Annotated in this window: 29 protein-coding genes and 2 pseudogenes; 17 read left to right on the forward strand and 14 right to left on the reverse strand. The window is 70.7% G+C overall.

Going from position 1 to position 24,386, the window contains the following annotated elements:
• Positions 1-29: 29 nt before the first annotated feature.
• The gene (locus ACN4JJ_RS05215) at positions 30-314 is read left to right on the forward strand and encodes a hypothetical protein (RefSeq protein WP_440708855.1); all 285 of its coding nucleotides are present in this window, start codon (positions 30-32) and stop codon (positions 312-314) included.
• Positions 315-356: 42 nt separating this feature from the next.
• Here ACN4JJ_RS05215 and ACN4JJ_RS05220 read toward each other — a convergent pair whose 3' ends face one another.
• Positions 357-944, reverse strand: a complete 588-nt coding sequence (locus ACN4JJ_RS05220) for a DUF1349 domain-containing protein (protein ID WP_440708856.1) — start codon at positions 942-944, stop codon at positions 357-359.
• 86 nt (positions 945-1,030) lie between these two features.
• On the opposite strand from ACN4JJ_RS05220, the gene ACN4JJ_RS05225 reads away from it, so the two are divergent.
• The 4 genes from ACN4JJ_RS05225 to ACN4JJ_RS05240 all read left to right on the forward strand — a co-directional run bounded on the left by ACN4JJ_RS05225 (position 1,031) and on the right by ACN4JJ_RS05240 (position 4,076).
• Positions 1,031-1,462, forward strand: coding sequence for a chemotaxis protein CheY (locus ACN4JJ_RS05225; RefSeq protein WP_440708857.1), 432 nt, complete (start codon positions 1,031-1,033; stop codon positions 1,460-1,462).
• Positions 1,459-1,770, forward strand: coding sequence for a winged helix-turn-helix domain-containing protein (locus tag ACN4JJ_RS05230; protein ID WP_440708858.1), 312 nt, complete (start codon positions 1,459-1,461; stop codon positions 1,768-1,770). Before ACN4JJ_RS05225 ends, ACN4JJ_RS05230 begins: the two co-directional genes overlap by 4 nt.
• 76 nt (positions 1,771-1,846) lie before the next feature.
• A complete protein-coding gene (locus ACN4JJ_RS05235; RefSeq protein WP_440708859.1) occupies positions 1,847-2,092 on the forward strand; it encodes a hypothetical protein in 246 nt (81 codons plus the stop codon).
• A gap of 190 nt (positions 2,093-2,282) precedes the next feature.
• Positions 2,283-4,076 (forward strand): HNH endonuclease signature motif containing protein, encoded by a 1,794-nt coding sequence (locus tag ACN4JJ_RS05240; RefSeq protein ID WP_440708860.1) that lies wholly within the window; start codon positions 2,283-2,285, stop codon positions 4,074-4,076.
• A gap of 129 nt (positions 4,077-4,205) precedes the next feature.
• Here ACN4JJ_RS05240 and ACN4JJ_RS05245 read toward each other — a convergent pair whose 3' ends face one another.
• The 4 genes from ACN4JJ_RS05245 to ACN4JJ_RS05260 form a co-directional block, all read right to left on the reverse strand.
• Entirely contained in the window at positions 4,206-4,802 is a 597-nt protein-coding gene (locus ACN4JJ_RS05245; RefSeq protein WP_440708861.1) for a GrpB family protein, read from the reverse strand.
• Positions 4,792-5,325, reverse strand: a complete 534-nt coding sequence (locus ACN4JJ_RS05250; RefSeq protein ID WP_440708862.1) for a GNAT family N-acetyltransferase — start codon at positions 5,323-5,325, stop codon at positions 4,792-4,794. The genes ACN4JJ_RS05245 and ACN4JJ_RS05250 overlap by 11 nt, the downstream gene beginning before the upstream one ends.
• Before the next feature lie 160 nt (positions 5,326-5,485).
• A complete protein-coding gene (locus ACN4JJ_RS05255) occupies positions 5,486-5,983 on the reverse strand; it encodes a hypothetical protein (RefSeq protein WP_440708863.1) in 498 nt (165 codons plus the stop codon).
• A gap of 86 nt (positions 5,984-6,069) precedes the next feature.
• Positions 6,070-6,438 carry a VOC family protein gene (locus ACN4JJ_RS05260; RefSeq protein WP_440708864.1) on the reverse strand — a complete coding sequence of 123 codons (369 nt, stop codon included), beginning with the start codon at positions 6,436-6,438 and terminating at the stop codon, positions 6,070-6,072.
• A 63-nt stretch (positions 6,439-6,501) separates the two neighbouring features.
• Between ACN4JJ_RS05260 and ACN4JJ_RS05265 the strand changes: the two genes are divergently transcribed.
• The 6 genes and pseudogenes from ACN4JJ_RS05265 to ACN4JJ_RS05290 all read left to right on the forward strand — a co-directional run bounded on the left by ACN4JJ_RS05265 (position 6,502) and on the right by ACN4JJ_RS05290 (position 11,992).
• A complete protein-coding gene (locus ACN4JJ_RS05265; protein ID WP_440708865.1) occupies positions 6,502-6,990 on the forward strand; it encodes a MarR family winged helix-turn-helix transcriptional regulator in 489 nt (162 codons plus the stop codon).
• Between the two features lie 100 nt (positions 6,991-7,090).
• Positions 7,091-7,186, forward strand: a pseudogene (locus ACN4JJ_RS05270) (DivIVA domain-containing protein); the annotation flags it as partial.
• Between the two features lie 9 nt (positions 7,187-7,195).
• Positions 7,196-7,345 (forward strand): annotated as a pseudogene (locus ACN4JJ_RS05275) (DivIVA domain-containing protein); the annotation flags it as partial.
• A gap of 196 nt (positions 7,346-7,541) precedes the next feature.
• Positions 7,542-10,022, forward strand: coding sequence for a CocE/NonD family hydrolase (locus ACN4JJ_RS05280; RefSeq protein WP_440708866.1), 2,481 nt, complete (start codon positions 7,542-7,544; stop codon positions 10,020-10,022).
• Between the two features lie 7 nt (positions 10,023-10,029).
• Positions 10,030-10,488 carry a GNAT family N-acetyltransferase gene (locus tag ACN4JJ_RS05285; RefSeq protein WP_440708867.1) on the forward strand — a complete coding sequence of 153 codons (459 nt, stop codon included), beginning with the start codon at positions 10,030-10,032 and terminating at the stop codon, positions 10,486-10,488.
• A gap of 88 nt (positions 10,489-10,576) precedes the next feature.
• The gene (locus tag ACN4JJ_RS05290) at positions 10,577-11,992 is read left to right on the forward strand and encodes an NAD(P)/FAD-dependent oxidoreductase (protein ID WP_440708868.1); all 1,416 of its coding nucleotides are present in this window, start codon (positions 10,577-10,579) and stop codon (positions 11,990-11,992) included.
• Here ACN4JJ_RS05290 and ACN4JJ_RS05295 read toward each other — a convergent pair.
• On the reverse strand, positions 11,976-12,479 hold the full coding sequence (locus ACN4JJ_RS05295; protein ID WP_440708869.1) for a MarR family winged helix-turn-helix transcriptional regulator: 504 nt from the start codon (positions 12,477-12,479) through the stop codon (positions 11,976-11,978). The two genes, ACN4JJ_RS05290 and ACN4JJ_RS05295, sit on opposite strands and share 17 nt — an antisense overlap.
• 121 nt (positions 12,480-12,600) lie before the next feature.
• Here ACN4JJ_RS05295 and ACN4JJ_RS05300 point away from each other — a divergent pair, with 121 nt between their 5' ends.
• The 4 genes from ACN4JJ_RS05300 to ACN4JJ_RS05315 all read left to right on the forward strand — a co-directional run bounded on the left by ACN4JJ_RS05300 (position 12,601) and on the right by ACN4JJ_RS05315 (position 15,367).
• Positions 12,601-13,539, forward strand: a complete 939-nt coding sequence (locus ACN4JJ_RS05300) for an NADP-dependent oxidoreductase (RefSeq protein WP_440708870.1) — start codon at positions 12,601-12,603, stop codon at positions 13,537-13,539.
• Positions 13,540-13,655: 116 nt separating this feature from the next.
• The gene (locus ACN4JJ_RS05305; protein WP_440708871.1) at positions 13,656-14,249 is read left to right on the forward strand and encodes a dihydrofolate reductase family protein; all 594 of its coding nucleotides are present in this window, start codon (positions 13,656-13,658) and stop codon (positions 14,247-14,249) included.
• 4 nt (positions 14,250-14,253) lie between these two features.
• Positions 14,254-14,997, forward strand: coding sequence for an alpha/beta fold hydrolase (locus ACN4JJ_RS05310; protein ID WP_440708872.1), 744 nt, complete (start codon positions 14,254-14,256; stop codon positions 14,995-14,997).
• A gap of 73 nt (positions 14,998-15,070) precedes the next feature.
• Positions 15,071-15,367: a hypothetical protein gene (locus ACN4JJ_RS05315; RefSeq protein WP_440708873.1), complete on the forward strand. Its 297-nt coding sequence runs from the start codon at positions 15,071-15,073 to the stop codon at positions 15,365-15,367.
• A gap of 102 nt (positions 15,368-15,469) precedes the next feature.
• On the opposite strand, the gene ACN4JJ_RS05320 is transcribed toward ACN4JJ_RS05315, so the two are convergent.
• The 3 genes from ACN4JJ_RS05320 to ald form a co-directional block, all read right to left on the reverse strand.
• Complete coding sequence (locus ACN4JJ_RS05320; RefSeq protein WP_440708874.1) at positions 15,470-16,564, reverse strand: glycosyltransferase family 2 protein; 1,095 nt, start codon at positions 16,562-16,564, stop codon at positions 15,470-15,472.
• A gap of 146 nt (positions 16,565-16,710) precedes the next feature.
• The gene (locus ACN4JJ_RS05325; protein ID WP_440708875.1) at positions 16,711-16,983 is read right to left on the reverse strand and encodes a hypothetical protein; all 273 of its coding nucleotides are present in this window, start codon (positions 16,981-16,983) and stop codon (positions 16,711-16,713) included.
• 34 nt (positions 16,984-17,017) lie between these two features.
• Complete coding sequence (ald, locus tag ACN4JJ_RS05330; RefSeq protein ID WP_440708876.1) at positions 17,018-18,148, reverse strand: alanine dehydrogenase; 1,131 nt, start codon at positions 18,146-18,148, stop codon at positions 17,018-17,020.
• A gap of 157 nt (positions 18,149-18,305) precedes the next feature.
• On the opposite strand from ald, the gene ACN4JJ_RS05335 reads away from it, so the two are divergent.
• On the forward strand, positions 18,306-18,803 hold the full coding sequence (locus ACN4JJ_RS05335; RefSeq protein WP_440708877.1) for an Lrp/AsnC family transcriptional regulator: 498 nt from the start codon (positions 18,306-18,308) through the stop codon (positions 18,801-18,803).
• Between the two features lie 49 nt (positions 18,804-18,852).
• Here ACN4JJ_RS05335 and ACN4JJ_RS05340 read toward each other — a convergent pair whose 3' ends face one another.
• The 3 genes from ACN4JJ_RS05340 to ACN4JJ_RS05350 are packed head-to-tail and all read right to left on the reverse strand — an operon-like array spanning position 18,853 to position 21,300.
• Positions 18,853-19,464 carry a hypothetical protein gene (locus tag ACN4JJ_RS05340; protein ID WP_440708878.1) on the reverse strand — a complete coding sequence of 204 codons (612 nt, stop codon included), beginning with the start codon at positions 19,462-19,464 and terminating at the stop codon, positions 18,853-18,855.
• 50 nt (positions 19,465-19,514) lie between these two features.
• On the reverse strand, positions 19,515-20,012 hold the full coding sequence (locus ACN4JJ_RS05345) for a nucleoside deaminase (protein ID WP_440708879.1): 498 nt from the start codon (positions 20,010-20,012) through the stop codon (positions 19,515-19,517).
• A gap of 46 nt (positions 20,013-20,058) precedes the next feature.
• On the reverse strand, positions 20,059-21,300 hold the full coding sequence (locus ACN4JJ_RS05350; RefSeq protein WP_440708880.1) for a cation:proton antiporter: 1,242 nt from the start codon (positions 21,298-21,300) through the stop codon (positions 20,059-20,061).
• Between the two features lie 55 nt (positions 21,301-21,355).
• On the opposite strand from ACN4JJ_RS05350, the gene ACN4JJ_RS05355 reads away from it, so the two are divergent.
• Positions 21,356-21,613, forward strand: a complete 258-nt coding sequence (locus ACN4JJ_RS05355) for a DUF4190 domain-containing protein (protein WP_440708881.1) — start codon at positions 21,356-21,358, stop codon at positions 21,611-21,613.
• Positions 21,614-21,646: 33 nt separating this feature from the next.
• Here the strand turns inward: ACN4JJ_RS05355 and ACN4JJ_RS05360 are convergent, their stop codons facing one another.
• Together ACN4JJ_RS05360 and ACN4JJ_RS05365 are read right to left on the reverse strand one after the other, a co-directional pair.
• Positions 21,647-23,200: a LuxR C-terminal-related transcriptional regulator gene (locus ACN4JJ_RS05360; protein ID WP_440708882.1), complete on the reverse strand. Its 1,554-nt coding sequence runs from the start codon at positions 23,198-23,200 to the stop codon at positions 21,647-21,649.
• A 34-nt stretch (positions 23,201-23,234) separates the two neighbouring features.
• Positions 23,235-24,350 (reverse strand): bifunctional 2-methylcitrate synthase/citrate synthase, encoded by a 1,116-nt coding sequence (locus tag ACN4JJ_RS05365; RefSeq protein WP_440708883.1) that lies wholly within the window; start codon positions 24,348-24,350, stop codon positions 23,235-23,237.
• Positions 24,351-24,386 lie beyond the last annotated feature (36 nt).

Consider the following 24,386-nt stretch of genomic DNA (forward strand, 5'->3'; position numbering starts at 1 on the left):
CGGCGGCGGTGCGCGGTTAGCGTGGACGCATGGCCTCGACGCGCTCCCGCAGGATGCTTCTCCTTCCGATCGCTTCCGTCGTGGTGATGATGGCGGGCGTAGTCGGGATCATCGTCGCGACCCCGCAGACCGCCACCTTCGGATGGTTCGCCTACGCGCCCCTCTCCGGCACCGCCTTCAGCCCTGACGGCGCGGTGGTCGTCGGCTGTGGCGCGATCGCGGGGGCCGCTGCCGTGGCACTCGGCGTCGCGGGACTCGCCTTCTGGGCGGGCTTCGCAGTCGCGGTGTTGAGACGACACCGCGCTGAAGCCTGATCGGAGCCGTGACGACGAAAGCGGACTCCCGCCCGCGGTGGCTCAGTGCTGCGGATGCAGGCTCAGGTCGGCGGGCTCGGTGCGCCACGACGTGAAGTGCACCGTGAGGTCGCCGCGCGTCGGGGCGCAGCACATCGGGCCCGCCTGTACGACCACGTCGGGATCGAGCGGCGCCACCCGCACCAGGCGCCACGGCTCGTCGTCGACCCGGGCGCGCACCGTCAGGGCGTTCCCCGACCGGCTGGCGCGGATGGTGACGCCCCTCCCGCTCCAGTCGGGAACCGGGGAGAGCGACCAGTCGGAGACCTCCCGGGTGACGACGGCGCCGAGACTCTCTTCTCCGTCGCTGCGTTCGACCCCGGCCTTGATCCAGGTGCGGTCGTCGACCTTGACGAAGATCCCGGCCTGGTCGAACTGGCCCGAGAAGTCCAGCCGGAACGACACCTCCATCGCGCTGTCCTGCGCGAACGGCGCGAGCAGGGCGTGCTCGGTGTCGTGGATGAAGCCGTAGGAGGTGAGTCGCCAGGCGTCGCTCGTCTCGACGGCGGTGACGCGCAGGCCGTCGTCGGTCAGGGCGACCCGGGCGGGTTCGTTCGTCCAGGATCCCGCGGTCCAGTCGATGTCGGTCATGGTCTCCATGATGGCCGCCCCGCCACCCACTTGCCATATTGGAAAGTACTTGCGAAGATGGAGGAACGGCAAGGAAGGGACACCTCATGGACACCACGCCCACCATCTCCGCCCCCGAGGCGCAACGGCTCCTGGATCGGGCAGACCGCCTGAGCCGATCCGCCCACAACGCCACCCGGTGGCCCTACATCACGTTCATCCTCGCGCTCGGCGTCGCGACCTCGATGGGCACGTTCGCCATGGCACTGGCCACGGGCAGCGCCTTCGGCCTCGCCTACACCGGCACACTGGCGGTGATGTTCGCCCTGCTGATCTTCTTCATGATCAGCATCCAGGGCCGATCCGCCTTCGCACGGAGCCGCCGCTGGACCACCTACATCGCCAGCTGGTTCGTCAGCTATGCCGCCGCCATCGCCGTGGTGATCTGGGCGCACGGATCCGTTCTCCTGGCGGGGCTCGCATCCGGCCTGGTGCTCGTCGTGGCCTTCGTCTGCGCCGCACGGGAAGCCCGCTCATGACGACCACCGAGCACCACCCCCGCCACCGGCTCGACGACCTCCTCCAGAACCCCGTTCGCTTCTCGATCATGGCGGCGCTGGACCGCGCGGCCACCCTGAGCTTCAAAGAGGTGCGTGACGCCGTGGAGATCACCGACTCCGCGCTCAGCAAGCAAGTGTCGGCGCTCGAGACGGCCGGATACCTCGCGGTCGGCAAATCGTTCGCCGGGAAGATGCCGCGCACCTCGCTCACCCTCACGCGCGAGGGCCGCGCGGCGTGGAGAGGCCACCTCGCCACCCTGCGGGAGATCGCGGGCGGGCTCGGCTAGCGCTTCGGCGGCCGCGCCGCCGGCTCGCGATCGCGATGCTCGGCCTCGGCGGCCGCGCCGCCGGCTCGCGATCGTGATGCTCGGCCTCGTCGGCGGCGCCGTCTTCTTCCGCTTCTTCTCCGACTTCGGTATCGGCATGTCGATCGCCGATACGTTCGCGATTTCGGGAGGCGACGGATCCGGGGTCTCCGCGATCCTGCCCTACGTGGGCCAGCTCGCGCTCGCCGGTGCGGCGATCGCCCTCGGCTGGGCCCCGCGCCGCTCGCGCCCTGGAGCCCATCCCCGGTCGACGACCGAAAAGCCCGATGTCGGTGGCTGCTGATTGAATTATTCTCATGAAGCAGTCGAGGGTGGTGTTCACCGAATCCAGTGGCACCCCACCAATCCAGAGGCCTTTACGGGCACTGCGATCTGGCGCGCCTGCGCCTCGGGTTTCGCGTGGACGGGCGTCGGGATTCGGATCGGTCTTCGCGCACCCGTCCCTGCGGGACCGGCTCGACGAGGTGCTCCGGATGCTCCAGAGCGACGAGCGAGACATCGCGGCGATAGAGGCGCGGCGGGCCCGACACCTCGCGGAAGCTGCCGCGATCGCGGACCAGATCGCGTTGGCGGAACCCGGCGACGACGTCGACGGGGCACCCTCACCGCCGGTACGGACCGGTGTCGGCAGGGATTCGACTCTTCTCGACTGGGGCCGCCGCTCTCTCGCCGCGGAGATCGGCTGCGCGCTCCGCCGCCCCGAATCCACCATCACCCGGCTGATCGGTGACGCAGAACACCTCATCGACCTCTTGCCCGCCACCCTCACCGCGCTGGAGGCCGGGGAGATCTCCTACCAGCACGCCCGCAAAATGATCGCCCACGCCCAAACCCTCCCCCGGGACGCTCAGGGCCCATTCGAGCGCGACGTCCTCCCGACCGCCCTGACCGAGACCGCCGCCCGGTTCGACGACCACGCCCGCCGTGTCCGGGAGAACGCCCACCCGGAGTCGATCATCGAACGCGCCACCCGAGCGAGAGACCTCCGCGGGGTGTGGCTGGAACCCGGCCTCGACGGCATGGCCACCCTCCACCACCACCTCCCCGCCGTTGACGCCATCGCGATCGACGACCTCCTCGACCGCATGGCCCGAAACCTCCGCGACCCGCAAGACACCCGCACCCTGGAAGACACTCGCACCTTCCGCACCGCGGAGGACATCCGCACCCTCCGCACCCCGGAAGACACCCGAAACTTCCGCAACCCGGAGGACATCCGCACCCTCCGCACCCCGGAAGACACTCGAAACTTCCGCAACCCGGAGGACATCCGCATCCTCCGCACCCCGGAAGACACCCGAAACCTCCGCAACCCGGAGGACATCCGCACCCTCCGCGCCCCGGAAGACACCCGAAACCTCCGCAACCCGGAGGACATCCGCACCCTCCGCGCCCCGGAAGACACCCGAAACCTCCGCAACCCGGAGGACATCCGCACCCTCCGCGCCCCGGAAGACACCCGAAACCTCCGCAACCCGGAGGACATCCGCACCCTCCGCACCCCGGAAGACACCCGAAACCTCCGCAACCCGGAGGACATCCGCACCCTCTGCGCCGCGGAAGACACCCGCACCCTTGCGCAACGCCGCTGCGACGTCCTCACCGACCTGATCCTCGGCCGCGACGGCAGCGGACCGCGCCTGCAACCCACCGTGATCATCACCGTCCCCGCCCGCACCATCGCCGGCGACAACACCCAGCCCGCCGACCTCCACGGGTACGGGCCCATCGACCCCGACACCGCCCGCGAGTTGGCCGCGACCGCACCGACGTTCCTACGCGCCTTGACCGCGCCCGACACCGGGCAGATCTGTAGCGTCAGCCGTCGCCGCTACCGGCCCACCGCAGAACTGCGCACCGTCCTGGCGATCGACGACCAGACCTGCCGGTTCCCCGGCTGCCGCCGACGCGCCACCGCCTGCGAACTCGATCACACCGTGGACTGGGCCCACGGCGGCCCCACCACCCCCGACAACCTCGCCCACCTCTGCCCCAGACACCACCACCTCAAGCACTCCACCGCCTGGCGCGTCGAACCCGACCCCACCGGCAACCGCACCCTCCACTGGACCAGCCCAGGCGGCACCACCTACACCACCACCCCCACCGGACGAACACCCACCCCACCTGTTGCGCCCGCTGATCGAGCGCCGGCCCCGCCCACCGGACGGAACACCGACCCACCCGCCGGACGGCATCCACGGCCACAGGTCGACATCTTCAGCACACCGGCTGATCTACCGGATGGTGACCCACCTCCCTTCTGATCTCGGTCGCCCGCCGACACCCGAACGATCCGCCGGCGCCCGGGGCGCGTACTGTGCCGCCTTCGCCATCGGGCGCCGTGCACTTGGACACGCCGATCGGCGGCGGCTTCGAGAGGGTCCCCACCAATCTCAGGGCCGGTGTGGAGTCACCCTCGCCCTCGCCCGGGCTTTGATCGCGACGATGACATCGGTCTTCGCATCGGAGTAGGCATTCATGTCGCCCCAGCTCCGAGTGAGCAGGTCGCGTTTGGTGCCCTCGTAGAGGGCCCGGTCGGCCGCATCCGTTCTCAGGTGGTCGCGCAGCAGGAGATACTCGCCGATCGCGGGATCGTGCCGTTGATACACATGCACGTGCACATCGCGCGCGGGCGTGCGCACGAGACGGTGCCCGGGTTCGCGCACCCGCAGCTCGTAGCCGGCCGCCAGAAGCGCGTCGAGGTAGTCCTCCTCGGCAGTGATGTCGTCGACCGCCACCACGATGTCGATGATCGGTTTCGCGGCCAGACCCGGAACCGAGGTGGAGCCGATGTGCTCGATCTCGACCGGCACGGCGACGAGGGCGTTCCGGATGCGCTCCAGATGCTCGCGAAACAGACCCGCCCACCGCTCGTCGAAGTCGCACAACGTCATCTCGCGCACCTCGACGCCGCCCACCAGCTCGACGGTCGTGACGTCGGGCCGGCGTCGCCGACCGCCCAGGCTCGTCCGGCCCTCGTCAGACGGCATCCGGCCCTCCCGGCGCGACGGTGTACTTGAAACCGACGTGGGAGTCGACGAAGCCCAGGCGCGTGTAGAACCGATGCGCGTCCACCCGGGCCGCATCCGAGGTGAGCTGCACGAGCGACGCACCGAGCTCCCGCGCAGCCGTTCCGGTGACCCACCGCATCAGCGCACCTCCGATCCCCGAGGAGCGCTCCGAACTCGCCACCCGCACCGCCTCGACGAGGAGTCGGGTGCTGCCCCGACGGGCCATGCCGGGGATCAGCGTCAGCTGCAACGTGCCCACGACGCCCTTCGTCTCGTCGACCGCCACGAGCAGGTCGTTGCCGGGATCGGCGAGGATCCGGTCCAGACCCGCCGCGTACGCCGGCTCGTCGGCACGGCTCGCGGTGTCGCCGCGCCCGGCACTCACCGGGTCGTCGGCGAGGAGACGCATGATCGCTCCCAGATCGTCCCGGTCCGCGCGACGTATGAGCACGGAGGCGCGCGTCGCCTCGACGGAGACGGGGAGATTCAGCGGATCGAGCACAGCCTATTCTCCCGCGATCCGGCACCCGCCCTGCCCTGCCCTGCCGTGCCCTGCCGCGATCCGGCACCCGCTTTTCCGCGATCCGACGCCCAGCCACCCCGGCGCCCAGCCACCCCGGCACCCCGCCGCCCAGGCACCCAGCCACCCCTGGGCCGCGCGATCAGCGCAGGATCTCCACCATCAGAACCCACGCGTTCACGATCGACACGATGAAGATGGCGATGAAACCCCAGGCCACGTGCACGAGCCCCGCTCCGTCGCCCGTGATCAGCAGGATGCCTCCCACGACCACGCCCGACATCTGGCCGATGTGCAGCACGATGGTGGGGATGGTGCGCGCGAGGCTCGGTCCGTCGTGGCTGCGCAGCATCCGTATCGCCGCATCCACTTGGAAGCCGAGCGCCACGAGCCCGAACAGCAGCAGCTCGATGCCGAGCGACAGGGCGGACTGCTGCGGGATGAGCATCGCCAGTGCCGCGACCAGGATCACCGCGATGGCGGCGACGGTGGACCCGGCCCGGGCGGGCAGCGCCGAGCCGGCGATGATCTGCTTCACGTTCACCGAGATGGCGACGATGAGCAGGCCCGCGAGCGCTCCCGCGGTTCCGGCACTGGCCGCGGCGAAGCCCTGCCACGCCGCGAGGTCGAATCCACCCATGGCCGAATCGTAACGGAGACCGCGACCTGGGCCGAGGCCCGCGCCCGGGTCCGCGCCCAGGCCCGAGTCCGCGCTCAACCCCCGTCTCAGGCGCGGTCGTGCAGGGTGACGTGGTACCCGTCGGGGTCGGCGAAGGTGAAGGTGCGGCCGAACGGACCGTCGATCGGAGCGGAGACGATGACGTGGCGGGCGTCGGCGAGCGCGTCGTGGATGGCCTGTACGTCGGTGGCGTGCAGCCAGATCGCCGCACCGATGCCGGGCTGGGCGACGGATGACAGGTCGGTACCGGGAACGATGTCGCGCAGGGCGAACGCGATCGGCGCGGTCTCGAAGACGACCGCGTGCGGGGGGCCGGCCTGCGAGCGGACGAGACCGAGGTACTGCTCGTAGAACGCCTGCGAGGCGTCGAGGTCGCGAACCTGCAGCGAGATGAAGTCGGGGCCGGTGACGGGCATGATGTTCCTCCTGGATTTCGTGTCAGTTAGCTGACACGAAACAATCTATGTCAGAATACTGACATGAGTCAAGACGACCGCAGCATCGATCTCGAGACGTCACTGGGCTACCTGCTGAAGGAGGCGTCGAGCGCCCTCCGCTTTGCCATGGAGGCCGTGCTGCGCCCCTTGGGCATGACCGTCACGCACTACTCCTGCCTCGAACTGCTCGCGCAACGCCCCGGACTGTCGAACTCCGAGCTGGCCCGGGGCGCCTTCGTGACGCGCCAGTCGATGAACGTGCTGCTGCAGGCGCTCGAACGCGACGGCTTCGTGACGCGCCCGGCCGAGCCCCCCGTCGGCAAGGCCCTGCCGGCTCAGCTCACCCCGAGCGGACGGCGCAGCCTCGCCGAGGCCACCGCCGCGGTGCGAGCGGTCGAACTCCGGATGCTGGGCGGCCTGACACCGGAGGAACAGTCGAGCGCCTTCCGCGTGTTGCGCAGCATGGTCCGCTCGCTGCACGACGACGGCGAGCATCCTGCCCCCGCGGCCGACGCCCCCTCCGCGAGCTGAACTGCACCCGCCGCCCAGGGCATGGGGGCCGGCTCGAGATGCCGGTACGGTCGTGGGCATGGGATTCTTCGATTTCGGTGGCGCCCGCGGCGCCTCGGTGATGACGGCGGATGAGGTCGAGGCGGCGAGGTTCACGCAGACGCGCTTCCGTGAGGGGTACGATCTCGGAGAAGTCGACGCATTCCTCGCCCGGTGCGCCGCCACCATCCGCGGAAAGGAAGGCGGCCCGCAGCCCACCGATCCGGTCTCGGCCGAGGACGTGGTGGCGGTGCGGTTCCGTCCGACGAAGTTCCGGGAGGGTTACGACCAGGATCAGGTCGATGATCTGCTCGACCGCGTGGTCGCGACCCTCCGAGCCGAGCCCGCCGGAGCCTGAACCGGGCCGGGCGATAGGCTCGTCGGGACGGAATGACACCGTGGCCGGCCGGGCGCCCGCCACCAGGATCGCGGGGGGCGATGTGCCGGTACTCAGGCGCGGAACGAGTCAGCGCGCGACGGATCGGCGCGCGACGGATCGGCGGCTAGGTCGTCGGCGCTTGGCCCCGCGGTGGGTGACGGGGTGGGGCCTCGTCCTCGCGGTGGGGGCGCTGCCACTCGCCTCCTCGCCGGCGTTCGCCACGGAGGCACCGCTTAGCGCTCCCGCCCCTGCACTCGCATCCGCGTCTGCACTCGCATCCGCAACCGCACTCGCACCCGCATCCGCACCCGCAGCCACGGTCCCCACCGGCGCCGCGGCCGGCACGACCGCCGTCACCCCGGGCGTCACGCACGCGCAGAACCCGAGCGTGCCCGCCGGGGCCGCGTGGACCGAGGAGTACTTCCCCTCCTCCGTCCCCTCGAACAACGGCGACCCGGTCGAACTGCACGCCGACGTGCTGCGCCCCGCCGGCCTGGCGCCCGGCGAGAAGACCCCGGTGATCATGTCGATCGGGTCGTACTTCTCGCACTCGGGCATGAACAACGACACGCATCCCCCGCACACCGGGCCCTCGCAGCGCTTCACCGACCTCATCGACGGCGCCGGCCTGATGGCGCGCGGCTACACCTTCGTCTACGTCGACCTGCGCGGTTTCGGCGGCAGCACCGGCTGCATCGAGTGGCTCGGAGCCGGCGAGCAGGCCGATGTCGTCAGCGCGGTCGAGTGGGCCGCGCAGCAGTCGTGGTCCACCGGCTCGGTGGGCCTCTACGGCAAGTCGTACGACGGATCGACCGGACTCGTCGGCGTCGACCTCCAGCCCGAGGGCCTGAAGGCCGTCGTCGCGCAGGAGCCCGCCTGGAGCGGATACGACTACCTCATCACGAACGGCGTCTCCCGCCAGAACCAGGTCGACACCCCTCTGGCCTACCTCGGCATCGCCGACCTGCCGGGCGTCGAGCGCACCTACCACCAGGACGGCTACGACATCGCGCCCGACACCGAGCACTATATGCAGAACGCGGCATACGAGACCACGCACCCGGAATGCGCGCAGACCCTGATCGCCGAGACGAAGGAGATGGACCGGCAGAGCGACTTCTGGCGCATCCGCGATCTTCCGGCGAACGTGAACGGATCGACCGTGCCGCTGATGTTCACGCAGGGCCTCACCGAGCAGAACACCAAGCCCGAGAGCATGCAGTTGTTCCTGGCCAACCACGCGGGCGAGCAGCGCGGCTGGCTCGGGCCCTGGGATCACGTGCGCGGCAACGAGGTCGATTCCACCGGCGCGCTGCAGATGGGCCGGGCCGGCTGGTTCGACGAGGTGATGGCGTTCTACGACGCGCACCTGAAGGAGCACACGACCGAGATCTCGTCCTCCTTCTTCGTGCAGGACAACCTCGGCGCGTGGCGGGTTCAGGATGCCTGGGGCACGACCGACAAGACCGCGACGGTCTCGCTGCGGCCCGGCTCCTACCTCGACACCGGACGCGGCACCGTGACCGACGACGACGAACCCGGCCCCGCCAATCCGGGCCTGCTGCCCGACGGCAGCGACGACGGCAGCGGCGACGGCCACGCGCATGAAGTCGGCGATCCGAGCCGAGACGGCGACTCGAGCCGAGACGGTGACGGCGACCCGGAGGGCGACGGCCAGACCGCCGACGCGCCCGACTCGCACGACCCGAGCCTGGGCATCCTGACCCTCTCGCAGCCACTGCGCACCGACGTCCGCCTCACCGGAACCCCGACCGTCGAGCTGCACACGCAGGGCAGCGGCAACGTGGCGGTGCAGCTTTTGGACGTGGCGCCCGACCTCAGCGCCGTGGCCATCAACCACAGCGTCGCCCGGCTCTCCGACGACGGCGTCACCCGCTTCGGCCTGCTCGGCATGGATTGGACCCTGCAGGCCGGCCACCACCTCGCCGTGACCGTCGCCACGATCGACTGGGGCTACTGGGTGCCCGAGCCGAGCGGAACCGAGGTCGTCGTCTCGTCGGGCACGGTGGACATCGCTGTCGAGTCGACCGTCGCGGACGTTCCGGCCGAAGGCGCGCGGGCCCCGTTCCTGGACGAGTACCTGCACGACTTCACCCGCGACCTGCCGCTTCCCGCCACGGCCGAGACGTTCACCCTGAGCGCCGCGCTGGGCCAGATCCGAACGGATGCCACGACGGTGCGTGCCGGCGACGAACTCGTGATCGCGGGTGCAGGCTACGACCCGGGCGCGCCCGTGACGCTCATCCGGCAGGACGGGGTGGGTTCGACGGCGACCACCGAGGCGGACGGGTCGTTCCGCGTCGCGGTCCGCATTCCGGAGACGACTCCGGCCGGGGTCACGACGATCTCCGCCGTGGCGGAGGACGGTGGACGCTCAACGGTTGAGGTGGAGGTCGAGGTCGTGGCCGCGGCGGTCCCGGCGCCGTCGCCGACGCCCTCCCCCTCCGTTCCGGTTCCGGCGGACGCCGGCATCCCTACCCCGCAGCTGGCCCGCACGGGTGCCTCGACGGATGCGCTCGCCCCGCTCGCGGCGGGCGCGGCCCTCGCCCTCCTGCTCGGCGCGACCCTCGTGCGGCGGCGCCGGAGGGCGGCCGCCGGCCCGCTCGACCGCTAGCCGCGCCATGACGTTCGAGCCCCTCGCCTCCGGTGATCTCGGCCTGCTGGAAGACTTCCTGCGCGAGGCCGACCTCACACTCGCCGGCCTCGACGCGCCGACCGTGCACCTCTGGATCGAGCGCGCCGACGACGGTTCGATCGTGGGGAGCACGGGCTACGAGCTGAGCGAGGACGGGGAGCACGCACTCATCCGCAGTGTCGCCGTGGCACCCGCCCGGCGCACCGCCGGCGCCGGCTCACGGCTGGCCTCCTTCGCCATCGCGGAGGCCGCCCGCTCCGGCGCCGTACGGGCGTGGCTGTTCTCGCGCCGTTCGGGCCCGTTCTGGCAGAAGCTCGGCTTCGAGCCCGCCGATCGCGAGGAGCTCGCCGCCGCACTGCCCGACACCCACCAGGTGCGGCTCTTCACCGAGACCGGGCAGCTCCAGCGCGAGGTGGCGTGGTCGCGCGGGCTCAAGCGTGAGTGATTCACCCGTGAGTGATCTGTCGATCCGGATGCCGCCGGGTCGACACTTCGGCCACCCGCGGCCGGCGTGCGAGTTCTAGGGTGGGCGTATGACCACCACCCCCGCCTCCGCCTACGGCCTGGCGATGCGCGGCGACCGCGCCGAGATCGCCGCCTCGCTCGCGGGCGTGTCGACCGTGCCGTTCTGGCTCGACGGCCCGCGCCCGGATGCCCTCCCCGCCCTGCGCGAGACCCTGACCGCCGATCTCGTGGTGGTCGGCGGCGGCTTCTGCGGGCTGTGGACGGCGCTGATCGCCAAGGAGCGCGATCCCGCCCGGCGGGTGGTGCTGCTGGAGGGCAAGCGGATCGCCTGGGCGGCTTCTGGCCGCAACGGCGGCTTCGTGGAGGCCTCGCTCACCCACGGCGAGGAGAACGGCAAGCTGCACTTCGCCGCCGAGCTCGAGGCCATCGAAGAACTGGCCCGCGAGAACTACACGGCCTTCCGCGACACCCTCGAGCGCTACGGCATCGACGCCGAGTTCGAGGAGACGGGCACCCTCGTGGTGGCCACCGAGCCGCACCAGGTCGAAGCCTTGCGCAAAGAGGGCGTCGACCTGCTCGAGGGCGAGGCCCTCGCCGCCGTCACCTCCTCGCCCGTGGCCCGCGCGGCCTTCTTCGAGCGCGAGGGAAACGCCCTGGTGCACCCGGCGAAGCTCGCCTTCGGGCTGCGCGACGCCTGCCTCTCGCTCGGCGTGAAGATCTACGAAGACACCCCCGTGACCGGCATCTCGGATGCCGGGTCGGAGGTGACCGTGAGCACTCCGGTCGCCCGCATCCGGGCCCGCCGGGTGGCGCTGGCCACGAACGGCTTCCCCTCGCTGCTGCGCCGCAACATCCTGCGCACGGTGCCGATCTACGACTACGTGCTGATGACCGAGCCGCTGACGGATGAGCAGCTCGAGAGCATCGGCTGGGTCCAGCGGCACGGCATGACCGACATGTCCCGGCAGTTCCACTACTACCGCAAGACGGCCGACAACCGCATCCTGTGGGGCGGCTACGATGCCGTGTACCACCGCGGCCGCCGCATCCGGCCCGAGCACGACCAGCGGCAGGAGACCTTCGAGCGGCTGGCGGATCACTTCTTCCTCGCGCACCCCACCCTGCGGGGCATCCGTTTCACCCACGCCTGGGGCGGCATGATCGACATGTCGACCAAGCTCGTGGCCTTCCAGGGCACCGCGCTCGGCGGCAAGGTGGCCTACAGCTCGGGTTACACCGGGCTCGGAGTGGCGGCGACTCGATTCGGCGCCGAGGTGATGCTCGACCTGCTCGCGGGCGAGCAGACCGCCCGCACCCGCCTCGACTTCGCCACCGCGAAGCCGTTCCCGGTGCCGCCGGAGCCGATCGCCTACCCGGCGATCCAGCTCATGCGGGCCGCGGTCGCCCGCTCCGACGAGAACGGCGGCAAAGACGGGCTGCTGATCAAGACGGCGGGCCTGTTCGGCATCAGCTTCGATTCCTGAGCCGGCGCGGCGCCGCTGAACGCGGCGGTGCCGAGCGCATGTGGTCGCGCACGGCGCCGAGCGAGCGCGCCAGCTGTTCGACGTCGTCGCGGTCCAGCGGCGCGAGGAACAGTCTCTTGAGCTCTGCGATGTGCCCGGGGAACACCTTCGCGAGCACGGCCCGGCCGGCATCCGTGATGGTCACCGTCACGCTGCGCTCGTCGTCGGCCGACGGCGCTCGCGTGACGAGGCCGGCCGCCTCGAGCAGCCCGGCCTGGTGCGTGAGCCCGCTGCGGCTGTAGACGACCCCGTCGGCGAGGTCGGTCATCCGCTGGCGGCCCTCCGGCGCGTCACCGAGCGTGGCGAGCAGTTGGAACTGCACGTAGCTGAGGCCGCCGGCCTCTTTCAGCTGCTGCTCGATCGCGTGCCGCAGCAGGCTGCTGACCTCGATCAGGGCGAAGTAGGCGCCCAGTTCGACGGGGGCGAGGGATGCGGATTCGTCAGCCATGCCGTCAGTCTAGTTGCTTCGATATCGCATTACTTGCTTCGATGTCGAAGCAGTGTTACAGTCGCTCTCAGTTGCTTCGACCTCGAAGCATTCCGGTCACACAAGCGAAAGAGAGAACGCCATGAAGGCAGCACGATTCCACGAGCACGGCGCACCCGAAGTTCTGCAGGTCGACGATGTCGAGACGCCGGATCCGGGGCCCGGCCAGGTGCGCATCGCCGTGGCCGGCGCCGGCTTCAACCCCGCCGACAACGGCATCCGGGCGGGCTTCCTGCCCATCCCGGTCACCCTGCCGCACACCCCGGGCTTCGACGTCTCCGGCACGATCGACGCCCTGGGTGACGGCGTGACGACGTTCGCCGTCGGCGACACGGTGATCGGCTTCCTGCCGATGACCGAGCCGGGCGCCGCGGCCGACTACGTCATCGCCCCGGCGACCGTGCTCGTGGCCGCTCCGTCGAGCATCCCGCTCCCGGATGCCGCCGCCCTCCCCTCGGGCGCCCTCACCGCCTGGCAGTCCCTCTTCGAGCACGCCGACCTGAAGCCCGGCCAGCGCATCCTGATCGTCGGCGCGGGCGGAGCGGTCGGCGGCTTCGCGGTGCGGTTCGCGAAGCAGGCCGGCGCGCACGTCATCGCCACCGCCAGCCCCCGCAGCAGCGCGAGCGTGCGCGAAGCGGGTGCCGACGAGGTCGTCGACCACACGGCATCCTCGGTGCTCGACTCGCTCGCCGAGCCGGTGGACGCGCTGCTCAACCTCGCGCCGATCAGTCCCGAGGAGTTCACCGCGCTGGTCGGCCGGGTGCGCGACGGCGGCGTCGTCGTGAGCACGACGGCGTGGATGCCCGCGCCGGGCGACGAGGAGCGGGGCGTGCGCGCGGTCGTGGTCTACGTGCGCAGCGACACCGAGCAGCTGGCGCGGATCGTCGACCTCGTCGACCGCGGCGAGCTGCGTGTCGAGGTCGCCCGCCGGGTGCCCCTCGCCGAGCTGGCGAGCATCCACCAGGAGGCGACGGATGGCACGCTGCGCGGCAAGGTCATCGTGCAGCCGAACGGCGAGTGACCCGTCGCCTGGAGGCGGCGCCGAGTTCTGCACCCGTCGCCGCCTCCGTACCTATGATCGGCGTCCCACCCGACCTATGATGTGGACAGCGTTCACAAACAAGAGTGGTGGTGGCCGTGCGAGAGCTCGTTCTGAAGATGTCCCTGTCGCTCGACGGCTTAGTCGCCGGCGATCGCGCCGAGTCGGACTGGATGTTCCGGGCCACCACACCCGACTCGGGAGCCTGGCTGATCGGCACCCTCGCGGGGGCCGGCACGCACATCTCCGGTCGCCGGCTGTTCGAGACCTGGGCGGGACTGTGGCCGGTCTCGCCGAGCCCCGTGGCCGCGCCGATGAACGCGCATCCGAAAGTCGTGTTCACACGGCAGGCGGGCTATCGCCCCGCCGACCACGTGGCGGCGGATGCACCGGCCGACCTCGCCGCGAGCTGGGCCGGGACCCGGGTGGCCGGCGGTGATCTCGCCACCGAGGTCGAGCAACTGAAGCAGGAACCGGGTGACTACATCCTCGCCCAGGGCGGGGTGGAGTTCGCTCGCAGCCTCCTCGCCGCGAACCTAGTCGATGAGCTCAGGCTGGCCGTCCTCCCTGTCGCTCTCGGCTCCGGTGAGGGCCTCTTCGCCGGCCTGCCGAACGAACTCGACCTCACCCTCGTCGATTCCACCCGCTTCGCCGGCGGGGTGATGGCGAACACCTACCGCCCGGTACGCTGACGGCGTGAGCACGGCGAGCGACGATCGCAGGTGGATGCTGTTGCACGGCACGCCGCTGGCCCCGGCCGTCTGGGGGCCGGCGGCCGAGCATCTCGACGGCCCCGTCGCCGTTCCCGACTGCACGGTCACGCCCGCCGGGCCGAACCCGCAGGCGACCACGGCGGTCCGCCTCGCCGAGGAGATCACGGGCGAAATCGACCTGGTCGGCCACTCGTTCGGTGGCCAGACGGCTCTCGAACTGGCGCTGCTCATTCCCGAGCGGGTCAGGTCGCTGACCATCCTGTGCAGCCGCGACACCCCCGTGCCCGCCTTCGCCGCCGTGGCCGCGGCGGTGCGTGCCGGCACGGGGCCCACCGTCGAGGCGACGCTGCAGCGCTGGTTCGCTCCGGCGGAGCTGGCGGCGGGCGGCCCCGTGGTCGACGAGGTGCGTGCCGAGCTGGCAGCAGCATCCGTGCCCGACTGGGCCGCCGCCCTCGACGCCATCGCCCACTACGACAGCGCGGCCCGCACCCCCGGCCTCCGGATGCCCGTCACCCTCGTCGCGGCGGGCGGCGACGCCGTGTCGACCCCCGACGCCATGCGGGCACTGCAGTCACGCATCCCGCATGCCGACCTCATCGTGCACGACGCCTGGCACCATCTCTCGCCCTTCCTCGATCCGGCCGCGCTGGCCGGACTGCTCGCCCGATCCGCCGCCCGCGGTGGCCGTCGACCGCCTGGCGGCCACACGATCGCCCGGCTTGAATGAGAGCCAGGCTTGAAAGAAAGCCCGGCTTGAAGGAGAGCCCGGCGAGAGTGAGAGCTAGGAGAGGACGGATCCGGTGAGCAATTCGGAGGTGCGCCCGTGGTGGCTCCTCGTGGCGCGGCCTCTGGGGTTCGTGCTCGCCCTGCTGGGCGCCCTCGGGTTCTTCGCGACCGTGGGCCAGCTGGGTGCGGCGCCGGGCGCCGCGACGTTCCTCGGGCTCGTCGGCGGGCCGCTGATCGTGCTGGCCGGGTACCACGTGGGCAGCAGCGGCGCGACGGGGCGCCCGCGGCCACGCGTGCGCGTGCGGGCGCTGGTGTTCGTGGTGTTGCCGGTGGTGCTCGCGGGGATGCTGGTGCTGCTGACGGGGAGGTAGAGAGGCCAGTCCCTGCCTTCAGACGGCCGGCTCACCGGGTCCGACGGAGGTCAGGAGAACGACGACGCCGGGCTCGGTACCGGCCGTCGGGCGCGCTTCGACTCAGCGACCGGAGAACTCGCCGGCCACGATGGCGTCGGCGTACTTGCGCACGTCGGGGCCGGGTTCGTAGTCGATGAAGCGGTCCTTCAGCTTCGCGTTCAGCTCGGCGTACACCTCGTCCGAGTCGGGGGCGGCGTCGGCGTCCTGATGCGAGCGCGCGGTCGAGAGAACCGCCTCGCGGAGCACGCCGTCCGCGTCGTCGAGGATCTTGGCGCGCGCTTCGTCGTTCCACTGGATGTCGGGTGTCGTGTCATCGGTCATACTCAATCCAACGGCGACTACGTGCCGGCCGCGCGCCCTTGACAGGATTCGCTGCTCGTGCCGTGCGCCGAGGGGCAGCGCCTTCGTCTCCCCCGATCGGCGGCTGTGCCACCGAGCCCGGATCGCACGCGCCCATCTCAACCAGGGGAGTTCGCGAGGCCAGTGCACGGCCACCGTCCGGAACCCGCGGCGGAAGCGCCTGAGCATCGACGCGGGGTCGGTGAACGGCCGGTGCGAGATCTGCACGCTCAGGCCGCGCACGAGGCGCACCCGCACGCGCGGACCCAGGTGATAGGAGAGATCCAGATCGTCGTGCAACTCGGAGTCGGTGCGGTGGACGGTCCAGCGGGCCGACTCCCAGACGTCCCGGCGCATCGCGAAGTTCGAGCCGAACAGGGGCACGTGCCCGAGGGCGGGCGCCAGAGCCGCGTAGTAGGCGCCGAGATAGAGAACGGCCCCGATCCGGCGCAGCCAGACCGGCCCCCCGGAGAAGGATGCTCCCCCGGTGATGCACCCGACGTCCGGTCGTTCGGCGAAGCGCCGGGCGACGGTCTCGACCCAGTCCGCCGACACGATGCTGTCGGCATCCAGACGCGCGATCACGTCTCCGATCGCGGAGTCGTAGCCGCACGAGCTCGCTGCGGGAATCCCGGCACGGGACTCGACGACGACCCGTGCGCCGCCGGCACGGGCCACGGCCGCACTCGCGTCGCTCGACCCGTTGTCCACCACGATGATCTCGAGCGGCGGCCAGGACTGCCGTGCGAGCGCGTCGAGGCAGATCGCCAGCCGGGCGGCGTCGTCCTTCACGGGAATGACGACCGAGACGGTCACCTGTCGTGCCGAGGCGCTGAAGAGCTCATGGGCTTCATCCCACTCCCCCGCCCCGATGCCCACGAGGGGTTGCGCCGCCGAGCTCCGCCTGCGTCAGATCCGCACCCGGGCATCGAATCGGCGCGGTGACGCCGGATCGGCCTCGATCAGCGGCTCGGCCGGCGGCGGCTCGCGCGGTTGGCCGCACCGATTCGGCGCGCCGTCAGCACGCACAGGACCACTCCGGCTGCCAGCATCACCCCGGCGACGGCCAGGGTCGTATCGAGGATGCCGCGAAGCACGTCCTCACGTGCGGTGTAAAGGAAGACGAGCGAGGCGAGCACGCCCAGTGCACCCACCATGGCGAGGATCAGTGCCGCGAGGAAGCGATGGGTGAGTACGTCGCCGCCCTCGGATCGTGGCCCTCGAGTAGTTGACACCCGTCAATCATACGGCCGAGGAAGACGCTGCCCCTCAAGCAGTGACGGACTCCGGAGCGGTCAGCTCGGCGAGGGGGGTGAAGCCGAAGTGCGGGAAGGCCTCCGCGGTGCCGGCGTGGGTGAGGCGGCCGTCGACGGTGGAGACCGCCGGCACGAGCGCCGCGTTGCGGGCGACGGCCTCGCGCCAGCCCAGGTCCGCCAGCTGCACCACGTAGGGAAGGGTGGCGTTGGTGAGGGCCGAGGTCGAGGTCGAGGAGACGGATCCGGGCATGTTCGCCACACAGTAGAAGGTCGAGCCCTCGACGGTGTAGGTCGGGTCGTCGTGGGTGGTGGGACGCGAGTCCTCGAAGCATCCGCCCTGGTCGATGGCGATGTCCACGAGCACCGAGCCCGGCTTCATCCGCCCCACCAGCTCGTGCGAGACGAGCTTCGGCGCCTTGGCCCCGGGCACCAGCACGGCGCCGATCACCAGGTCGGCCGCGAGCACCGCCTTCTCCACCTCGAACGCGTTCGACACCACCGTCTTCACGCGGCCGGCGAACACCTCGTCGAGGTGGCGCAGGCGCGGGATGCTGAGATCGAGCACGGTCACGTCGGCCCCGGCCGCGACGGCCTGCTGCACCGCGTTGGTGCCCGCCATCCCACCCCCGAGCACGGTGACCTGCGCGGGACGCACCCCGGGCACGCCGCCGAGAAGCACGCCGCGGCCACCCTGCGAACCCATCAGGTGGTAGCTGCCCACCATCACCGAGAGGCGGCCGGCGACCTCGCTCATGGGGGCCAGCAGCGGCAGCGATCCGTCGGCCAGCTGCACGGTCTCGTAGGCGATCGAGGTGGCCTTCGACTCCAGCAGCGCCGCCACCAGCGGCTCGGCGGCCGCGAGGTGCAGGTAGGTGAAGATCAGCTGGCCTTCGCGCATCCGCTCGTATTCGGGCGCGATGGGCTCCTTGACCTTCACGATCATCTCGGCGGCCCACACCTCGTCGAGCCCGACGAGGCTCGCCCCGGCGGCCTCGTAATCGGCGTCGGCGATCGCGGCGCCCACACCGGCGCCCTGCTGCACGAGCACGGTGTGGCCGTGACGCACGAGCTCGAACACTCCCGAGGGCGTGAGGGCCACGCGGAACTCGTTGTTCTTGATCTCTTTCGGAACTCCGATGATCACGGATGCTCTCCTTCAGGTGTTCGGCTCCGGGCACACGCCCTCGGTCATTCGGTGGGACTGCGTCGATTATCGAAGCGATTCTTTGTCTTGTCATCAGTTCCGAATATAATTCGGTGAGTTGCTGCCAGGAGGCCAACGGATTCCGGAGACGAGCACTATGGATGCCACGGGCGAAATCGACGAAGTCGACGAACGGATCGTCTGGGAGCTCTGCCGCGAGGGGCGCCTGCCGAACAAGGAACTCGCCGAGCGCGTCGGCCTCGCCCCCTCGACCTGCCTCATGCGGGTGCGCGTTCTGCAGCAGAACGGCGTGCTGCGCGCCTTCCACGCCCAGCCCGACTGGGCCTCCCTCGGGCTGCCGATCGAGGCGATCGTGGCCGTGCGGCTGAAGGCCCAGGCCCGCGCCGAGATCAAGACCTACGCTCAGCGCGTGATCACCCTGCCGAACGTGCTGAATGTGTTCTTCCTGGGCGGTGCCGACGACTTCCTGATCCACGTCGCCTGCACCTCCACGGGGCAGCTGCGCGACTTCGTGGCCACCGAACTGAGCATGGACAACGCGGTCGCCGCCACCCAGACCAACATCGTGTTCGACCACCTGATCGGCGTCGACAACATGCAGCCGGGCGGCTCCTGGAGCGCGCTCCGGGAGTGAGGCGCCGGCCTCCGTCGACAGCGCACTCTGACTCCGGCTGCGGCCGCCGTCAGAAGCCGGCTGAAGCGACGGTGGCCTCGCGATCGATCCGGAGGAAGGGTCCGTAGCGCTCGAACAGAGCGGCGACCTGCTCGTCGCCGGGATGATCGAGGCCGAGGTCTTCCACGCCGTCGACATTCACGCCGAAGGAGAGGATCTCGATGCCTTCGGCGCGGAGCTCGTCGTAGTCCGCTTTGATCCGGGCGTCGACCGCCGCCGCCGCTTTCGCCGACTGGTACGCGCGCTCGAACCGCAGCTTCTCCGGCGGGAGACCGAGGCTCGACCGGATGCCCTGTTCGAGTCCGGTTGTGGAGCCGGCAAGGAAGATGACGAGCACGTCTTTCGACTCCGGCGTTCCGGATGCCACACCGGCATAGTTGTCCGGGTAGAGGCCGGGCGCCTCGTCGCGGAACCGCAGCAACCCACCGACCACCTCGCCGGAGAGTTCGCCGGGCGCGTCACCGCTCCAGGCGGGCGAGGGGATCGGTTCGGGCAGGGCGACGGCCGGGGCGCCTGTCACGCCCGTGACGCCCGACGCAGACGGTGCAGGCGAGGCGTCGCCGCCGGATGTCGCACAGCCGGCGAGCGCTGCGATCACGACGGCCGACAAGAGCGAGCTCATCGCCCGCCGAAGGACCGTCCCGCGCATCCCTTCCTGCCCCATCCGCCGGCTCAGTCCCAGAAGCCCCGGTGCACCTGGGCGGCCTCGGGCAGCGCCACCGGCCCGACGACCTCCACCGGCCGGCCGCCGCGCGCGAAGACCTCGCGGCTCGGGAGCGCCAGCGTCGGCACACCCGACTGCTCGCTCACCATCGTGCCGAGCTCCGCCTCCGAGAGCGCGAAGACCACGCGCGGGATGCCCGCCCAGTAGATCGCGCCCGTGCACATCGCGCAGGGCTCGGTGCTCGTGTACAGCACGCTCTCCGCGAGGTCGGCCATCTCGAGGCGCTGCCCCGAGTCGCGCACGAGGTTCGTCTCGGCGTGCCCGATCGGGTCGTGCCCGGTGTTGACCGTGTTCTTGGCCTCGATGACGGTGCCGTCGCCCGCCACCAGCAGGGCGCCGAACGGATGATCCCCCCGCGCCCGCGCCTCGCCCGCGAGCTCCACGGCCCGCACCAGGTGCCCCCGGTCGACGTCGGACAGGTCAGCAGGGTCGAGCGCAGCATCCATGGATCAACTGTGGCACATCGGCCGCCACCTCTGGAGGCCGTGACGCTCAGCCCTCGACGGGCACGTGCACGCCGGCGTCGGGGAGGTTCGGGCGCCCGCCGAGGGAGCGCCGCCGCTGCATCAACGCGATCAAGGGGAACAGCAGCACCGAGAGCATGCCGGCCCCGACCAGGGCGGCGGCGGTGCCCGGCTGGAGGATGCCCTCGTCGAGGCCGATCGAGGTGACCGCCACGATGATCGGCAGTCCGGTGGCACTGAACAGGGCGATGGCCGTGCGGTCGTGGCGCGTGGCACCCTTCGGTGCGGCGAGCAGACCCGGCAGCCCGCGCACCAGGAGGAACAGCACCAGGAAGACCGGGAGCAGCAGCAGCGCGTTCGGCTCGGTGAGCAGTGAGTTCAGGTCGAAGGTCACCCCGGTGTAGATGAAGAAGACCGGCACCAGGAAGCCGAAGGCCACCGCCTCGAGCTTGGACTCGATGAACTCCAGGTCGGGCTTCTTCGCCCCCGAGAGCAGCACCCGGTACAGGATGCCGGCGGCGAACGCCCCGAGCAGCATGTCGAGCCCCAGCACGACGCTGAGCACCACCAGCGCCGCGACGATCAGCAGCACGAGTCGCACCGCGAACTGGCCGCTGGTGTGCAGGGTGGCGGTGACGATGGCGTGCAGCCGCGTGTTCGGGCCGCGCGAGGCGAGCCAGATGCCGACACCCGCGATGACGGCGAAGCCGACGAGCACCGCCGCCGCGAGCAGCGGCGAGCGGCCGCTGAGGAAGAGCGAAACCGCCACCAGCGGACCGAACTCGCCCGCCGCGCCGATGGCCGTCACCGCGAGGCCGAAGGGGGTCGAGAGCTCGCCCGCATCCCGCAGCATCGGCATGATCGTGCCGAGCGCCGTGGAGGTGAGCGCGATGCCGATGAAGACGCCGGCCTCGACGGTGGGAGCCAGCAGCAGTCCGATCGCGAGGCCTCCGGCGAGCGAGATCAGCCAGCCTAGGCCTGCGCGCTTCAGCGGGCGGCCCTTGATGGCTGCGAAGTCGATCTCGTTGCCGGCCATGAAGAACAGCATCGCCAGGCCGAACTGCGACAGCGCCTCGGTGAACCCGCTCTCCGGGATCCAGCCCAGCAGGCTCGGGCCGAGGAGGAGGCCGAGCAGGATCTCGAACACCACGAGCGGCACCTTGGCCACGCGGCCGACGACGGCGGCGATCATCGGCGCCAGCACGGCCAGCAGCGGCACGAGAACCACCGCGATCGTCGTGGCCTGCACGACACCACCCCCCGATGTCACAGCCTCGTGCTAAAGTGACATTCCCTCAGCTACGAAAGATATGAAAGAGATCATCATGAGCACTCCGGCCTACCCCGGCTCGTCCCTTGCAAAGTACAACACACTTTCGATCGTCGCGATCGTCGGCGCCTTCGTGGTGCCGCTGATCGGCGCCGTACTCGGTTTCATCGCGCTGCGGCAGATCAAGGTGAGCAACGAACGGGGGCGTAACCTGGCGATCGCCGCGATCGCCGTGGGCATCGTGATCACCGTCGTCTACGTGATCGTCGCCATCTCCAGCGCCCTCCTGGCCGCCAGCATGAGCGGGTACTGAGCCGGGCGCCGGGCGGCGTTCCGGGCGGCGCGCTCAGACGCCGTCCGGCGCCCACAGTTCCGGATGAGCGAGGCCGAGGCGCACCGCCTCGTCGCGGCTGGTCACCTCGACCTTGCGGAAGAGCGAGCGCATCTGAGTCTTGATGGTGTTGCGGGAGACGTGCTCGAGCTCGGCGATGCGATCGATCGAGTGTCCCTCCACGAGGTGGCGCAGCACCACGCTCTCGCGGTGGGTCAGCGCCGCCCGGGCACGCCGGGGAAAACTGTGCCGGTTGGCGCGGTCGCGCAGCGCGCCGAGCGGGGCGGGCAGCGCCACACCCGTGGCGGCGGTCAGCGCCTCGATCTCGGAGTCGTCGAGGCGCGTCAGCACCGTGTAGAGGCAGTGCTGCTGCACGAGTCGCAGTGCGGTCGAGAACGCGTTCCCGGCCGAGGCGGGCTGTTCGAGCTGCAGCAGGGCAGCGGCGGTCACCGCCCACAGCTCGGCACCGGTGCGGATGCTCTCCGAGCCCGCGAGGTTCTCGACGGCGATCGCCAGCGCTCTGGCCGGCTCGCCGGAGCGCAACTGCGCCCAGGCCGACACCACGGCCGCCGACTCCGCCGCCAGCTCGGCCGTCGAATCGACAAGGCCCTGCACCGCGGCCCGGCTGCCACGGGCATCGCCCACGGCCAGCAGCAAGGTCCCCTCACTGCAGCGCAGCAGCCACTGGTTCAGCCCGCCCTGCGACAGCGCGGGCAGGTGCGAGCGCTGCGCGGCACGCAACCGCACCAGCTGCGCACGGGGATCGCCGAACTTCACGGCGTAGCGCGATTCGACGTACAGGCGCATCGCCCAGTGCTCGGGCGACACGTCGTCGTCCGGGAGCTGATCCAGTGCCGTGCGGGCGGCATCCGGGTCGAGCTCGTCCAACGCGGCCGTCACCCGGGCGAGACCGGCGGCGATGCGGCCCGCGTCCCGGCCCTCGTACTCGATCTGCGGCACCCGGGTCAGCCAGCGCTCGGCCTCGTCGCGGTCGCCGAGCAGCCCGTGCAGAAAAGCCGCCGACCCGGCCGCCACGGCCGCGATCCGCAGGTCGTCGAACACGAGCGCCTCGTCGTAGCTGCGCTCGAAGCCGTGCACCGCGTCGGTCAGGTGGCCGCCGAGTTCGAGCGTGACGGCCCACTGCATCCGCAGTTCGGCGAGCGCCGGACGGATCGCGACCAGCGCCTCCCGGGGCACGTCGGCGATGGTGCTGTGCGCCTCGCGCACGGTCGCCACGGCGCGGTCGAACGCGCCCACGAAACGGTCGGAGCACGATCGGCTGGTCAGCGCGGCCAGCACGTCGAGCAACCCCGTGGGCTGCGACGCCGTGTGCTGGTACCGCACCGGCCTCACCGTCCGTGAATCGGGGATGAAATTGACGTAGTCCTTCGCCGCCACCCACCGGGCGTTCGCTTCGAGCACCTCGGCGGGCAGCGCATTCAGTGTCTCCCGCAGAACATCCCGGGAACCCTGCATGAAGCTCGACCAGTTCGCGTCGAGCAACGCGATGACGGCCGCCCAGTCCCCGGCAGCGCGCGCCCCCCGGATCCGCTCGTCAAGAGTTGACACGAGTCGATCCTAACGGCGACTCCCGCCGCAGCACTCACACCGGGAGGTGCCGCTCGTCGGGCCCGTTGTAGGCCGAGAGCGGGCGGATGAGCGCGTTCGAGGCGAGCTGCTCGCGGATGTGCGCGGTCCAGCCCGTGATGCGGGAGGCCACGAACAGCGGCGTGAACATCTCGACGTCGTAGCCGATCAGGTGGTACGCGGGGCCGGAGGGGTAGTCGAGGTTCGGCTGGATGGCCTTGCGCGACTGCATCGCGTCGTTCAACGCGTCGTAGAGGTCGAGCAGATCCTGCCGGTCGTACTCGGCCACCAGCGTGTCCAGCGCAGCCTTCATCGTGGGCACCCGGGAGTCGCCGTTCTTGTACACGCGGTGCCCGAAGCCCATGATCTTCTTCTTGTTCGCCAGGGCGTCTTCGAGCCACGCCTCCGCGGCATCCGCGGTGCCGATCTCGGCGAAGACATGCATCACGGCCTCGTTGGCGCCGCCGTGCAGCGGGCCCTTGAGCGCGCCGATGCCGGCGACGACCGCCGAGTACAGGTCGGAGAGCGTCGAGGTCACCACCCGCGCCGTGAACGTGGACGCGTTGAAGGAGTGCTCGGCGTAGAGGATCATCGACACGTCGAAGGCCTTGACAACCACCTCCGAGGGCACCTCCCCGAAGGTCATGCGCAGGAAGTTGGCCGAGTAGCCGAGCGACGCATCCGGTTCCACGATCTCCTGGCCCCGCCGGCGGCGCTGGTCGTAGGAGATGATCGCCGGCAGCTTCGCGAGCAGTGTGATCGACTTCGACAGGGTGCCCTCGGGGCGGGCGTCGGCCCAGTCCGGATCGAGCGCGCCGATCACCGAGACGGCGGTGCGCACGACGTCCATCGGATGCGCCGTGAGCGGCAACTCGTCGATCACCCGCTTCACGGCCGGGTCGAGGGCGCGCTGCGAGCGCTCCAGCTGCTCGAACGCGGCGAGCTCGGCGTCGCTCGGCAGCTCGCCGGTCCAGAGCAGGTACGCGACCTGCTCGAAGCCGCACGACGCCGCCAGCTCCTGCACGGGGTACCCGCGGTAGAGCAGCGAGTTCGTCTCGGGGTTGACCTTCGAGACGGCGGTGTAGTCGACGACCACACCGGCCAGACCCTTCTTGATCTCTTCTGCAGGCATATCGGTCACGTCAGGCATATCGGTCACGTCAGGCAT

This window comes from Herbiconiux dendrobii, from assembly GCF_052048175.1.
GTDB lineage: Bacteria > Actinomycetota > Actinomycetes > Actinomycetales > Microbacteriaceae > Herbiconiux.